We start from the raw sequence: 13,898 nt of genomic DNA, 5'->3' as shown, positions 1-13,898 counted from the left end.
GAGACACCGGTGGCAGCCAACTCCCTGGACCGCGCCAAGCAGACGGTACGCACGCAGGTCTGGGACGCCCTGACCGCCGCGGACGCCGTCCACGACCCCTCCGTCCACGGCCGCATCCCCCACTTCAAGGGTGCCGAGGAAGCCGCTGCCCGACTCGCGGGGCTTCCGGCCTGGCAGCGTGCGGGGGTCGTCAAGGCAGTACCGGACAAGGCCCAGCTTCCGGTTCGGGCACGGGCCCTGGAGGAGGGCAAAATCGTCTACATGGCGGTGCCGAGGTTGGCCACCCCCAAGCCCTTCTACCTCCTGGACCCGGCCACCCTTACCGTCCCACCTGCCGAGGCCGCAGCAAGCCGCACCGCTGCCACGATCGCCCCCACCGTCGAGGTCGACGCCCTCCGACCACTGGACCTGATCGTCCTCGGCAGCGTCGCCGTCCACCGCGACGGCGCCCGCATCGGCAAGGGCGCCGGCTACTCCGACATCGAGTTCGCCCTGCTCACCGAGGCCGGCCTGGTGACGCCGGAGACCATCGTCGTCACCACCGTCCACACCCTCCAGGTGACCGACACCCCGATCCCCACCACCGAGCACGACGTCGGCGTCGACCTGATCGTGACCCCCGACGAGACCATCGCCTGCCCGAACCCCCACCGCCCGTCAGGGATCGACTGGTCGGCCCTCACGGCAGAGAAGATCGCTGCAATCCCGGCGCTCACGGCTCGACAGGGCGCCTGACGACCTGAGCGGATAGCACCCGATCCCTGTGCCACAACCTCCCATCCAACGACTGAGTTGCAACCTTCTTCACGAGTTTCGAGTTTCAAGGCGGCTCGCTCCGCTCACCGCGCGCGGCCCGGCCCCCGGCCGGGCCTGCGCTCCTGTCTCCGCCCCGCTCCAGCCCGGCCGGCGCCCGTGCCGCGCTCAAGACAGTCAGCCGCTTACTGAGCTTCTTCGAGTTGGCCACCGATCGGGTGATGGGCCGTGAAGCGCAACGAGCGAGGCCCCCGAGCTGTTGATCGAGATGTCTGACGTCTCAATCACGTTGCTCGGGGGCCTCGTTGGTCATCCATCCTGCCGCACTCGACCTGCCGCATGCACTCGTGGAGTGGGCCACCATGCTGATCATCACCCGTGAGGGCGACCGGCGCTGCAAGCTCCGTCCGTCCCAGCGCGCGATGGTGGCACTGGTGTACCTGCGCGAGCACACCACTCTCGCGAAGATCGCTGCCGGGTTCGGGATCAGCGAGTCCACCGCCCACGCCTACACCAGCGCGGTCGTCGACCTGCTCGCCGAACGTGCACCGGGCCTGCTGAAGACGCTGCGCGAGCACGAACCCGAGTTCGTCCTGCTCGACGGCACCCTCGCCGAGTGCGACCGGGTCGGCGACGGCCGGGCCGACTACTCTCACAAACACCGGCGCCACGGCGTGAACGTGCAGGTCGTCACCGATCCCGGCGGCCAGTTGCTGTGGCTCTCGCCCGCCCTGCCGGGCCGCACCCATGACCTGACCGCCGCCCGCACCCACCGGATCATCCGGATCTGCGAACGCCAGGGCGTTCCCATCCTGGCCGATCTTGCCTACCAGGGCGCCGGCCCATGGCTGACCACCGGCATCAAACGCAGGCCTCTGCAGGAACTCACCCCCACCGAAAAGTCCCACAATCAGGCACTGGCCGCAGCGCGAGCGCCCGTCGAACGCGGCGTCGCGAGGCTGAAGTCCTGGCGGATCTTCCGCAGGTCCCGATGCAGCCCCAACCGCATGACGTCAATCGCCAAGGCCATCCTCACGCTGGAGCGGCAACGCTGAAGAAGCTCACTGTCAGAGAAGAGGTACGTCGTAGCTGGAGCGGTCGGCTCCACGGCTTTACGGAGCCGACCGCTCCATCGCCCCACGAGCCAAACGAAACAGCCATCCGGCCTGGCGGACCCTTCCTTCTATACACCTTCACCGAGATCCGAAAAAAGACTTCGAGAGTGTTCCTTATTCGAAGCATCAACTACAGGTGCCGCGAAGAGGACACCCTGCCCATCGGAAACCTCAACTTGTTGATCACCCAGAAATGATTCCAATGCATCCCTGAAAAATCTAGCCGTCACGCTATCCCCGATCACCTCGAAGGCGAATCGATACGTGCGCAATGACAGTTCCAGAGGATTCCTTACGCGCCCGGAGCGAAGCCATTCACTCGTCCAGTTCTCGCGGATCGCTTCTTCCAACCGTGGCAGGAGAGAAGTTCGCACTCGCCTAAAGATGTCCGCCCGATCAGAATCCGTAAGGATCTGATCCCAGACCTGTTCGGTGATCCAGGACGTATCTAGGCAATTGACAGCCAAGTCTCCCATATTTTCTACAACGCGCCTCCTATAAATTTCCGGCAAGGCCCCCTTCTGGCGGAGTCGAGCAAGTACGGCAGGCTCTGGCGCATCCGATACGCATGGGATTAGGTCCGTCAATCGAGAGGGGAGATTAGGGTAAGCCGACAAAAATGTCATCAACATTTCGTCGCTACACTTTCGCCCCAAGTAATCAATGGTGTCGCCCGTCCAGCACGACCCCTCTGGCCATTCGTCAAAAATACGCGCGAATCGCTTCGCCACGTCAGGATAAAGAGGGGCCGGCAGTCCGAGAAGGATTCCGTTCTCCTGCCCATCTTGCGACGTCAGACAATGAGTATGATTAAGAAGTGTCTCATCATCCATCCCGGATAGAATCACAGGAAGAAGGTGTGGCTGATCAATCAACCATGCCGCGAAACCTTCACGCAGAGTAGGATGCTGGAACACCCAGGCGCTCGCCCCATCGACATCCACCACACTTCGCAAGAATGTGCCGACCAACGAAGTTAAAGCTCGCCCCGCTGCTCCTACTGTGCTCCCTACTTGTTCGAGTACATTGCGCTTACGCCTGTCCAGATGCAAGGGACTCAGTAGCCCTTCAGGACTCACATAGACAAGCGCAAGAGCAGCCTGCGAATCTACATCCAGCTGGCTATAGACATCCGACAAGAACCGATGAGGGCGAGACATGAAAGTTTCAATATCCGCCTTATTGATGCGCAAATTGCTCGTGAATGCTTTCAGGCCCAGACGGCGGGCGGCTTCAGGTCGAAATGGGTTTGCATCTGCCGCTCCTTCAAGGTACGGCCTCATCTGCGCCAGCTTCTGCGGCTCTTGATCCCCAGCAGAAAGGTGGTTGTAGAGTATCTGTTGCCGCTCTTGTCGAGTAATACTGGAAACGTCTACAGTTACTGCTTTTTCATGTAGCAGTGGGTACGCGTAAGCCTTCAAGAAGGGGCGCGCTTCGTTATAGATATAAGAGCGAGATGTAAGAACGACTCGCGCCCCGTTCTTAACGGCACTCATGACGTGTGGTAGATCTCTGGCCCACCCATCGGTCAAGTGCCTTTCATGTCGCACCGCACCGAAAGCGTCGTCTACCCAAAAGAATTGATCTTTTTCGTGCGGGTTCCACCTCTGTACGAGCTCTTCGGAAGTGCGCGGCTTTACGTTCACACAGCCCCAATTATCCGCTGCACTGATAGCAAGCATAAGGGCGATGGAAGACTTCCCAACCGCAGGTTCACCCAACAATAGAACGAAGCCTTTATCGTTTAGAGCTTCCGCAGCCTTTCGATAAGCATCGGTCACAACGAAGGTTGAGATTTGATCTCTTGCCGAGAAAGCAAGCACTGACGCCTGCACATAAGCTCGATCATCCAAGATCTGGGACAAATCACCAAGCCCATAGACTCTAGGCACGAACATGCGTAGTTCTCGATTGGCGGCGATCGTGTCGCTGATCCACTGCCCATCCAGAACTAGGGGGTGTTTGACACCACACGCCAGAAGCTGCGCACGGATCGCTTCCTCAGAACTTCCGGTAACCCGCGCATTCGTCAGAAGTACATAACTCTCGCAAAGCCCCCGCTTCACGAGTTTCCTGACCTTGCCGAACTCGTCGCCGAGCATTGAGATCGACAAAGTTGAGTCTGCGCTTTTCGTGTGCTTGCATTGAAGCACGAACGGACCTGAAGGTAAGTCATTCACTCCGACGCCAGAGGCCGGGGGAACCCAAACTCCATAGAATGCACCGTCACGTCCAGCATCATTTGAGTCGGCGAACGCTTGGACGCTTTGTCCCCACAACTGACGAAGGACTGCAGCGCATAAATCTTGAAAGGCCCTCCATCCCAAGGTATGCAAAGCGAACTGCGGGGATCCAGGAGCAACAACGCACCCAGTGCGGAAATCTCCCATTATCGATCCCCCAGTTTCCATTTATCGCCGTGCGTTCAATGAGTGGTAAGACTGCACGATACCGAATCAGGGCGGGCTACGGATGATTCTCCAGCTATCATCTCAAGATCGATCCTCGCAGCTTCCCAAGCTGCAGGGCTTGATCAAGTTCCCTGAGCGTCCGGGTTGTTGGTGATGCCCAGGAGTGGGAGGGCTCGTTCGGGCTGGTCGCGGATTGCCCGGGTGGTCTTGGCGATGTTGATGGCTCCGAGGGTTTTGAGCAGACCGATAGCGAGGTTGCGGAAGGTGGCCATGGCGCGAGGTGCGGTGCCGGTGTGGAGGGTGGAGGCGTCCTCGGCGTAGGTCACGTCTCTCACGTGGTGCAGGGCCTCGATGGTCCGTGGCCGCGGACGGCGGCGGCGAGTTCGGCCGAAGTGGTCTCGTGGGCGTCGAGACTGGTGACGGCATAGACCGTCTCGCGGCTCTCGCACCCACCGGTCTGTTTGCGGCGTCTGTGGACGCGGAGGGCGAGGCGGCCGTGGGGGAAGGCGATCCCGCCGAGTTCGTCGGCGATGCCGCAGGTCTTGATGGAGCGGGACTCCCGGCGTCCGTGTCCGGCGGAGGATGCGGTGTGCTGGACGGCGATGTCTGGCCAGGGCAGGGCGGCGAGCTGCCGGTAGGCGGTCGGCTGGTTCCGCTTGATCATGGCGATGTAGTGGGCTTTCTTCGTCTCGACCAGCCAGGTGACGTTCGCCTGGACCGAATGCAGGGCGTCGAAGGTGATCAGAGATCCGTCCAGGTCCAGTGGTTCGAGCAGGGGCCGGAAGTGCATGGTCTCGTTCGTCTTCGCTCCGACCTCCGCCTGTGCGAGGGTCAGGGCCCTGTGGTGGGTGACCGCGGAGAGCAGATGCTTGCGGCCGGCGGACAGGCGGGCCGACCCTCTCAGCGACTTGCCGTCGACCGCGATCACCTGCCGTTTCCCCGATACCGTTCCCGTGGTGTTCCGGCCGGCGAGGTAGGCGCCGACGGCCCGGTCCAGGGCGCCACCGTCGACAACCGCCAGCACGCGGCCGATCGTGGTCCGCGAGGGAGAACGACGCCACCGCAGCGGATGCCGACGGACACCGACGGCCGTCAGCACGCTGTCCGAAGCCCGCGCCGCCCACTCGGCGATCTCATCTGTGCTCCTCGCTCCCGACACGGCCGCGCAGGCGCAGACGAGGAGGATCGCGGTCAGCGAGTACCAGCGGCCCCGTCTTGCGCGCGGGTCGGGCACCCGGTCCAGGAAAGGCCGCAGGTCGGCGACTTGACCGATGTCCAGCGGACCCGGCTTCGCCAACACCGGCGGGATGGGAGAAGATACAGCGGCAGGCACGGGCCACCTCATGATCGTTGAGCTTCGACACCCCAATGATCACGAAGCCCGTGCCTGCTCTGCTATACGCCCCACCCCGTCACGGCCCGACCAACCACCCGAACCCGGAACTCGCCCAAGCCCTGGCCGTCGCCGCCTCGGCCCCGTTCGGCGCTGCCTCGTTCGGCGCTGCCGACACCCCGGGGCCGTGGAAGGCGGCGGCGCGGCGCGAAGACGTCGTCCGGCCCCTGCCGCCGACCGACGGTCTGCCGCCGATACGAGGCGAGTGGGGCCGGCCTCGGCGCAAGCCCCGCGCGCTCCGTGCCGACCACGGGTGCGCCCATCTCGTCTCACTCCCGCCCGACGGGCGGAGCGGCCGTCCTGGGCTCCCCGGCGGATGACGGAACCCTTCCGTCCACCGGGGAGCGGTCAGCGGTGCTCGGGGTTGTCCGCGTCCGGGCGGCAGCCGGCGTCCCACTGCGAGCGCTGGTTGCCGTGGGCGGGGACGCCTCCGGCGCGCTTCAGCAGGGCGGCGAGGTGCATCAGGTTCCAGGTCATGAAGGAGGTGTTGCGGTTGGTGAAGTCGTTCTCCGGGCCGCCCGAGCCCGGGTCGAGGTACGACGGCCCGGGGCCGGCCGCGCCGATCCAGCCGGCGTCCGCCTGGGGCGGGATCGTGTAGCCGAGGTGCTGGAGGCTGTAGAGGATGTTCATGGCGCAGTGCTTCACGCCGTCCTCGTTGCCGGTGATCAGACAGCCGCCGACGCGGCCGTAGTAGGCGTACTGGCCCTGGGAGTTGAGCAGCGAGGAGCAGGCGTAGAGACGCTCGACGACCTGCTTGGTGACGGAGCTGTTGTCGCCCAGCCAGATCGGGCCGGCGAGCACCAGGATGTCGGCGGCCATCACCTTCTCGTACAGCCCGGGCCAGGCGTCGGTGGCGAAGCCGTGCTCGGTCATGTCCGGGTAGACGCCGGGGGCGATGTCGTGGTCCACGGCGCGGATCAGGTCCGTGGTCACGCCGGCGGCGTCCATGACGGCCCGGCTCCTGTCGATCAGGCCCTGGGTGTGGCTGAGCTGCGGGGACGGTTTGAGGCTGCAGTTGACGTAGAGGGCGGTCAGGTCGTCGTAGCGGTACGGGGTGTCGGTGGAGGGTGAGGCCGTCATGGGGGACAGCCTCTCGCACGGTTTCCGGTTTACCCCGGTTTGACGCACCCGCGTACGCCTTGCGGAGTCGTGGCGTACGGGCGCGCTGCCGTGGCGCGGCGCCGGTGCGGGCCTAGCGTGGCCGTATGCGCGTACTGGTCACCGGCGGTGCCGGGTTCATCGGGTCCCGTGTCGTCGCCGCGCTCCGGGAACGCGGGCACGAGCCGCTCGTGTTCGACGTGCGGGAGGATCCCGGCGCCGACGTGCGGGACCCGGCGGCCGTCGGCCGCGCCCTGTCCGGTGTGGACGCCGTGTGCCATCAGGCCGCGATGGTCGGGCTCGGCGACGGGGTCGCCGACGCGGCGGAGTACGTCTCGCGCAACGACCTGGGCACCGCCGTGCTGCTCGCCGCCATGGCGGAGGCCGGCGTCGGGCGCCTCGTGCTGGCCGGGTCGATGGTCGTCTACGGGGAGGGGCGGTACGCGTGCCCGCGGCACGGAGCCGTACGGCCCGGGCCGCGGGCCGTCGCCGACCTCGACGCGGGCCGGTTCGAGCCCGCCTGCCCGGTGTGCGGGGGCGACCTCTCCCCCGGCCTGGTCGGCGAGGACGCCCCGGCCGACCCCCGGAACGTGTACGCGGCGACCAAGCTCGCCCAGGAGCACCTGGCCGCCGCGTGGGCCCGCTGCACCGGCGGGTCGGCGGTGTCGCTGCGCTACCACAACGTGTACGGCCCCGGAATGCCCCGCGACACCCCGTACGCCGGTGTCGCCTCCTTCTTCCGCTCGGCGCTCGCCCGGGGTGAGGCACCGCGCGTGTTCGAGGACGGGCGGCAGCTGAGGGACTTCGTGCACGTCCGGGACGTGGCGGCGGCCAACGCGGTGGCGCTGGAGGCGGAGGCCGCCCGGGGCGTGCTCACGGCGTACAACACCGGCAGCGGTGAACCGCACACCGTCGGCGAGACGGCACGGGCGCTGGCCGCCGCGTACGGCGGGCCCGAGCCGGTCGTCACCGGTGAGTACCGGCTCGGGGACGTACGGCACATCACCGCGGACTCGTCGCGGCTGCGGGCCGGGCTGGGGTGGAGGCCGGAGGTCGGTTTCGAGGAAGGCATGGCGGAGTTCGCCCGGGCCGGAACGCGAAGGGCGTAGGACCGCGGTGGGCCGGTGGCGCCGCCCGCGCTCAGGGAACGGCGGCGGAGGGCACCGCCTCGAAGCGGCACCCGCCGGGAGCATTGCGCACGGCGGCCCGGCCCTGGTGCGCCTCGACGATCCCGCCCCGGTGCGCCTGAGCGATCCCCCGAACACCGCCCCGGCTCCGGAAACCCGCGTTCCGCACGGAGCGGAAGTCCGGTATGCCCGGTTCGCTTTCGTAGGGTGAGGCCGTGACGACGCCTCCTGCGGACGTCGATGTGGTGCTGCCCTGCCTGAACGAGGCCGAGGCCCTTCCCTGGGTGCTCGAACGGATCCCGCCGGGCTGGCGCGCGCTCGTCGTCGACAACGGTTCCATCGACGGCTCGGCCGAGGTCGCCCGCGCGTGCGGCGCGACCGTCGTGCACGAGCCGCGCCGGGGCTTCGGCGCCGCCTGCCACGCCGGGCTGACCGCCGCCACCGCCGACGTGGTGTGCTTCTGCGACGGTGACGCCTCCCTCGACCCGTCCCTCCTCGTCCCCTTCGTCCGTGAAGTCCGCAGGGGCGAGGCCGACCTGGTGCTCGGCCGACGGCGTCCACGGGGCCGGGGCGCGTGGCCCGCGCACGCCCGCGCCGGCAACCTGGCGCTCGCACGGATGCTGCGCCGCCGCACCGGGCTGCGCCTGCACGACCTCGGACCCCTGCGCGCCGCGCGCCGCGCACCCCTGCTCGCCCTCGGCCTCACCGACCGGCGCAGCGGCTATCCGCTCCAGATGGTCGTCCGCGCGGCCGACGCCGGCTGGCGGATCACCGAGCACGACGTGCCGTACCTGCCGCGCACCGGTGCCTCGAAGGTGACGGGCACCTGGCGCGGCACCTGGCAGGCCGTACGGGACATGAGCCGCGTGTTGAACGAGCCCCCCGCGCACGGGGAACCCACCGCGCCCGGAGGAGGAACCGTCCGGTGACCACGCTCCTCGTCATCGCCAAGGAGCCGCGACCGGGCCGGGTCAAGACCCGGCTCACCCCGCCGTTCACGCCCGGTCAGGCGGCGGAGCTGGCCGAGGCCGCCCTCGCGGACACCCTGCACGCCGTGGCGGCCACGCCCGCCTCCCGGCGCGTCCTCGTCCTCGACGGCGCCCCCGGCCCCTGGCTGCCGACCGGCTTCGACGTCGTACCGCAGTGCGCGGGCGGGCTGGACGAGCGGCTGGCGGACGCCTTCGCGCGCTGCGAGGGTCCGGCGCTGCTCATCGGCATGGACACCCCGCAGGTGACGCCGGAGCTGCTCACCGTGGACTTCGCCGACTGCGACGCCCACTTCGGCCCGGCCGAGGACGGCGGTTTCTGGGCCCTCGGTCTGGCCCGCCCCGATCCCGCCCTGCTACGGGGCGTGCCCATGTCGACCCCGGCGACGGGAGCGGTCCAGCGGGACCGGCTCCGCACCGCCGGCCTGCGGGTGCGCGACCTGCCGCCCCTGCGCGACGTCGACACCGCCGCCGACGCCCACGCCGTCGCCGCCCTGGCCCCGCACGGCCGCTTCGCGGCACGGCTGGCCCGGTGCACGGCGGGCGCGGGACCGCATGCGCGGCCGGTCACGGGGTTCGGCTCGCCGCCGGCCACGGGGCCGGACTCTCCACCGACCTACCGACCGGATCCCCCACCGGACTCCTGACCCCCCGCGGAGTCGACTCCGCCCCGGCCGCAACCCGATGAGCACCCCCGCCCGCCCCCGCCCGAGCGGCCGCCGCCCCGCACGTCGCCAACCTGCGCGCCAACCTGCGCGCCGGCCGCGCCCGGTGCTCCCGCGTCGCGCCGACGGCCGGCTGCTGCCGCCGAAGAGGGAACGCCGGCGCGCCAGGGCCGACGCGGTCGACCGGGACGTGCTGGTCTCCGGAACCGCCCCGGTGAACGTCGACGAACGCACCCGGATGCAGGTCGTCGGCCTCACCGACGCCGGTGGAAACGACGCCCTCTCCCCCCTGGGCGAGGCTCGGCACACGGGCGCTGCTCCGGTACGCACAGGACCGGTCCGGCCGGTCAGTGGACGGCCGGCGAACGGGGCCGCGCCGCCCTGCGCAGCCGCCGCAGCCGCAGCGCCAGCAGCAGTGCCGAGCCGCCGAAGAGGACGGCGGTGAGCAGCAGCCAGCGGGGGAGGAACACGTCCACCGACAGCCCGGTGCCGAGCCGGTAGCGCCGCTCCACCCTCCCGCTGATCAGCGGGAACCACACCAGGAGGAGCAGCCCGGAAAGGGCCGCCGGTACCCGCACGTACAGCGCCCACTCCCGGCGCTGGACCGCGCCGAGCCCCCGTACGGCCGCCCGGTCCGCAGCCGTGTACAGGGGCAGCAGCACGAGGTCGTGCAGCAGCGCCACCCCCACGAACCACAGCGCCACACCGAACCAGTCGTCCGCGAGCAGCCGCACCCCCGCGTAGGCGGCGAGCGCGAACGAGCAGGCGAGCAGCAGGAGTTGCAGGGGGCTGCCGATCGGAACGCGCGGAAGCCGCCGAAGTCGTCGCCGAAGTCGTGGCCGAAGCCGTGGAGGCATCACAGGTCTCCGAACGTCATCCGGGCCACCCACTTGGTGTTGAGCACACCGGGCGCGGCGGGCACGATGATCCGCGCCGGGTGGCCGTGGTCGAGGGACAGCTCCTCGCCGTTGACGTACAGGGCGAGCAGGGAACGCGGGTCGGCCACCTGGTTGGCGCGCAGGGCGGCCTCCCGGAAGGCGCCGCTTCGCTGGAGGGACTCGACGAACACGTCCGGCGGGTCGTCGTACCCGACGAGCGCCGCGAGGTCGCGCAGCCGCACCCCGCGCCACCACTGGTCCGACGTCGACCAGCCCTCCACGCAGGCGATGGGCAACGCCGCGCTGTACAGGGGGAGCCGGAGCAGCTCGTCCCGGCGGAGGCGGACGGTGCCCGTGCGTCCCGTGACGACGAGCCGCCACGCGTCCCGGCCCGTCTCCGCCGCGTCGATCCCGGCGTACGCGGCGGTCTTGTTGATCTGGAAGCCGTTCGGGCCGCTGCCGGGATCGCCGCCGCCGTGCGGTGCGAGGAGGGCGGTGCGCCGCAGCGGACCGTCGAAGTTCTGCCCCACCGTGGTGGCGAACAGCAGCAGCGAGCCGCCCCCGACGAACCACAGGGCGCCCCGCCGGGAGACGGTCGGCCCGTCGGGGCGCGGGGACACCAGGTCGTCCCTCTCCTCCCGCAGGTGGCGCAGATTGCGCAGCGCCGTGGGCATCCTCAGCAGCACGTGGACGACGAACGCGGCGAAGAACACCCACGCCCCGTAGAAGTGCAGCGTGTAGAAGGAGCCGGGGAAGACGTAGTCGAGCTGGATGTTGAGCACACCGGTCACGAACTGGAACAGTGCGCCGCCCACCAGGAGCAGCAGCGAGACCCGCTCCAGGGCGTGTGCGAGCGAGCGGGCCGGCGGCAGCGTGAACAGCCTCGGCACCACGGACCACAGCTTGGCGAGCAGGACGGGGATCAGGGTGATGCCGAGGGTGACGTGGACGCCCTGGTTGAGCCGGTACAGCCAGTGCGGGTCCGTCGGCCAGGCGAAGAGGTAGAAGCCGAGGATCCCCCTGCCCGGCGTCTTGTCGTTCACGGGCGACAGGTCGGGGTTGTAAGCGGCGTACGAGACCAGGCCCGTCACGAACAGCACGGTGATGCCGGCGAGCAGGACGAGGCCCAGCACCGAGGTGAACCAGGGACCGCGCAGGGGGCTGCGCCAGAAACCGGGCGAGGAGGGAAGCCGTGGGACGTCGGGGTCGCGCATGTCCCGACGGTAGGCCGGAATCATCCCGCGAAAGGTGTGCGAACCGTGACGAAACGCCGACATCGGGCCCGGTCGGCGGTCCGTGACCGGCCACGCGGCCTAGCGTTCCGGTGTGAACCGCACCCCGCCCTCCGCCGAGCCCGGCGCAGCGCACTCCGGCGTGCCCCGCGGCCCGAGCCGTGACCTGTACGCGGCCGGGGCCGCCGTGCTGCTCGTGACGGCGGCCGTGCTGGTCGGCCGCCGCATCCAGGGGACCAGCCGTACGCTGTTCGCCGACTGGCCCCCACTGTCGGCGTCCTGGGAACCCCACCTCGGTCCCGGCACTCCGGCGGCCGTCCTGGTGGCGGTCGCCACCGTGGCGTACGGCCCCGCCCTCGCGGCCCGTCTTCCCTGGCGGGCCCTGGTCCCCCTGACGTGGGGCACGGCCACGGCGTGGACCTTCTCCCTCGCCCTGGTCGACGGCTGGCAGCGGGGCATCGCCGGCCGGCTCACCACCCCCCACGAGTACCTCCAGGTCATCGACCGCTTCGACGACATCCCGGCGGCGCTGCGGGGCTTCACCCGGCACATCCTGCTCGGTTCCCCCGACCACTGGCCCGCCCACATCGCCGGCCATCCGCCCGGAGCCCCGCTCACCTTCGTCCTGCTCGACCGGATCGGGCTGCGGGGCGGGGGCTGGGCCGGGGTGTGGTGCATCACCGTCGGGGCGACGGCCTGCGTGGCCGTGCTGGTCACGGTCCGCGCCCTGGCCGACGAGGGACTCGCGCGACGGGCGGCGCCCTTCCTCGTCCTGGCCCCGGCCGCCGTGTGGATGGGCACCTCGGCCGACGCGTACTTCGCGGCGGTGGCCGCGTGGGCGGTGGCGCTGCTCGCGCTGGCGGTCACCGGACGGTCGCTGTGGTGGGCGGGGGCGTCCGGGCTGCTGTTCGGCCTGGCCTGCTACCTGTCGTACGGCCTCGCGCTCGTCGCGCTGATCGCGGCGGCGGTACTGGTGCTCGGCCGGCACGGGATCCGGGAACGCCCCGTCCTGCCGGCGCCCCTGCTCGCCGGACTGGCGGTGGTCCCGGCGGCGTTCACGCTCGCCGGGTTCGACTGGTGGGAGGCGTACCGCCTGCTGGTCACGCGCTACCACCAGGGCGTGGGCGGCATCCGCCCCTACGGCTACTGGGTGTGGGCCAACCTCGCCTGCACGGTGCTCGTCACGGGCCTGGCGACGGCGGCGGGCCTGCGACGGACCGGTGCGGTACTCGTCCGCCACCGCTGCGGCGCCCCCGGCCGGACGGCCGAGGCCCGCCTCGCGCTCCTCGTGTCCGCCGCCCTCCTCGCCCTGCTGGTCGCCGACCTGTCCGGCATGAGCAAGGCGGAGACGGAACGCATCTGGCTGCCCTTCACGCTGTGGCTGCTCCCGGCCTGCGCGTTCCTCTCCCTCCCCCAAGCTCTCGACTTTGCTCGAGCAGGGGGGACCCCCACCCGAGCTCTCGGCTCCTCCCCCGAGCTCTCGGCTTCTCCCCCGAGTTCTCGGCTTCTCCCGAGCAGAGGGGACCCCCATGAACAGGGGGGACCTCCACGAACAGGAGAGGCCCCCGTCCGCGCCTGGCTCGCCGCGCAGGCGCTGCTCGCCCTGCTCCTCAACCATCTGCTGCTCACCCGGTGGTGACCGCACCCGAGGAGGCGGAAGCCCGAGGCCATGGCGATCGCCGTGACGACCGGGGGCGATCGTCGAGGCCGTGCCCCCCTCCGTGCCCGCAAGGGCGGACAACCACGGTCGGCAGCGGTACGACCGGACTCATGGAACGGCGGCAGCGCGGCGCATCGACGCAGGTCAGCGTCCATCCGACCGTCCAAGCGCCGTCGCTTCCCGAGCCGAGAGCGCGAGTTCGTTTCTCGTCGCCCGCTCCACGAGGAGAACCCAGGTCGGCGATCCGGGTTCTCCTTGCCATCTGGTCCGATTCGGTGGTCGCGCGCCCTCCGTGTGCCCTGATTCCCCTTCCGAAGACCATTCGGGACACCCGAGGCGCCGCATTCGACAGCCGAAGCGTCGAATCGCATCGAATGACGAGACGCGCTTTGTGCGGCCTGCACCACTTGGTGATGCGGTTCGGGCAAGGTCGCTTCAGCAAAAGGTGAGTTCGCGGCGGCCTGCCCCATGGGCAGCGAATGGACCTCGTCGAGCTTCGCTCCTCGAAAGTCCCGCCCTGACCGGACGCGTGCCGCCGGGCTCGGCCGTGCCGCTGTTCCGGCACCGCGACAACCGTCTC

At 69.3% G+C, this 13,898-nt stretch carries 12 protein-coding genes; 6 read left to right on the top strand and 6 right to left on the bottom strand.

The features are described from left to right. The first annotated feature begins 9 nt into the window (after window positions 1–9). Entirely contained in the window at window positions 10–735 is a 726-nt protein-coding gene (locus ACWEQO_RS05115; RefSeq protein ID WP_452979073.1) for a 5-formyltetrahydrofolate cyclo-ligase, read from the top strand. Between the two features lie 323 nt (window positions 736–1,058). After that, window positions 1,059–1,808: a transposase gene (locus tag ACWEQO_RS05110; protein ID WP_452979070.1), complete on the top strand. Its 750-nt coding sequence runs from the start codon at window positions 1,059–1,061 to the stop codon at window positions 1,806–1,808. A gap of 128 nt (window positions 1,809–1,936) precedes the next feature. On the opposite strand, the gene ACWEQO_RS05105 is transcribed toward ACWEQO_RS05110, so the two are convergent. The 4 genes from ACWEQO_RS05105 to ACWEQO_RS05090 all read right to left on the bottom strand — a co-directional run bounded on the left by ACWEQO_RS05105 (window position 1,937) and on the right by ACWEQO_RS05090 (window position 6,752). Further along, on the bottom strand, window positions 1,937–3,970 hold the full coding sequence (locus tag ACWEQO_RS05105) for an nSTAND3 domain-containing NTPase (protein WP_452979067.1): 2,034 nt from the start codon (window positions 3,968–3,970) through the stop codon (window positions 1,937–1,939). Between the two features lie 431 nt (window positions 3,971–4,401). After that, entirely contained in the window at window positions 4,402–4,614 is a 213-nt protein-coding gene (locus ACWEQO_RS05100; RefSeq protein ID WP_452979064.1) for a hypothetical protein, read from the bottom strand. Next, window positions 4,611–5,579: an ISAs1 family transposase gene (locus tag ACWEQO_RS05095; protein WP_452979061.1), complete on the bottom strand. Its 969-nt coding sequence runs from the start codon at window positions 5,577–5,579 to the stop codon at window positions 4,611–4,613. Before ACWEQO_RS05095 ends, ACWEQO_RS05100 begins: the two co-directional genes overlap by 4 nt. Window positions 5,580–6,020: 441 nt before the next feature. After that, window positions 6,021–6,752, bottom strand: a complete 732-nt coding sequence (locus tag ACWEQO_RS05090; protein ID WP_361454022.1) for a flavodoxin family protein — start codon at window positions 6,750–6,752, stop codon at window positions 6,021–6,023. A 125-nt stretch (window positions 6,753–6,877) separates the two neighbouring features. Here ACWEQO_RS05090 and ACWEQO_RS05085 point away from each other — a divergent pair, with 125 nt between their 5' ends. From ACWEQO_RS05085 to ACWEQO_RS05075, 3 genes are all read left to right on the top strand, one after another. Continuing rightward, window positions 6,878–7,879, top strand: a complete 1,002-nt coding sequence (locus ACWEQO_RS05085; protein WP_452979058.1) for an NAD-dependent epimerase/dehydratase family protein — start codon at window positions 6,878–6,880, stop codon at window positions 7,877–7,879. 233 nt (window positions 7,880–8,112) lie between these two features. Beyond that, on the top strand, window positions 8,113–8,826 hold the full coding sequence (locus ACWEQO_RS05080) for a glycosyltransferase family 2 protein (RefSeq protein WP_452979055.1): 714 nt from the start codon (window positions 8,113–8,115) through the stop codon (window positions 8,824–8,826). Further along, on the top strand, window positions 8,823–9,530 hold the full coding sequence (locus tag ACWEQO_RS05075; RefSeq protein ID WP_452979052.1) for a TIGR04282 family arsenosugar biosynthesis glycosyltransferase: 708 nt from the start codon (window positions 8,823–8,825) through the stop codon (window positions 9,528–9,530). The genes ACWEQO_RS05080 and ACWEQO_RS05075 overlap by 4 nt, the downstream gene beginning before the upstream one ends. A 365-nt stretch (window positions 9,531–9,895) precedes the next feature. On the opposite strand, the gene ACWEQO_RS05070 is transcribed toward ACWEQO_RS05075, so the two are convergent. Both ACWEQO_RS05070 and ACWEQO_RS05065 read right to left on the bottom strand, forming a co-directional pair. Beyond that, window positions 9,896–10,405: a hypothetical protein gene (locus tag ACWEQO_RS05070; protein WP_452979049.1), complete on the bottom strand. Its 510-nt coding sequence runs from the start codon at window positions 10,403–10,405 to the stop codon at window positions 9,896–9,898. Then, window positions 10,405–11,640 carry a molybdopterin-dependent oxidoreductase gene (locus tag ACWEQO_RS05065; RefSeq protein ID WP_452979046.1) on the bottom strand — a complete coding sequence of 412 codons (1,236 nt, stop codon included), beginning with the start codon at window positions 11,638–11,640 and terminating at the stop codon, window positions 10,405–10,407. Before ACWEQO_RS05065 ends, ACWEQO_RS05070 begins: the two co-directional genes overlap by 1 nt. Before the next feature lie 160 nt (window positions 11,641–11,800). Between ACWEQO_RS05065 and ACWEQO_RS05060 the strand changes: the two genes are divergently transcribed. After that, window positions 11,801–13,297, top strand: coding sequence for a hypothetical protein (locus ACWEQO_RS05060; protein WP_452979170.1), 1,497 nt, complete (start codon window positions 11,801–11,803; stop codon window positions 13,295–13,297). Window positions 13,298–13,898: the final 601 nt, after the last annotated feature.

This window comes from Streptomyces sp. NPDC004051, from assembly GCF_053604275.1.
Note: the sequence above shows the minus strand (reverse complement) of the source record. Positions and strands in the feature narration are given on the sequence as shown.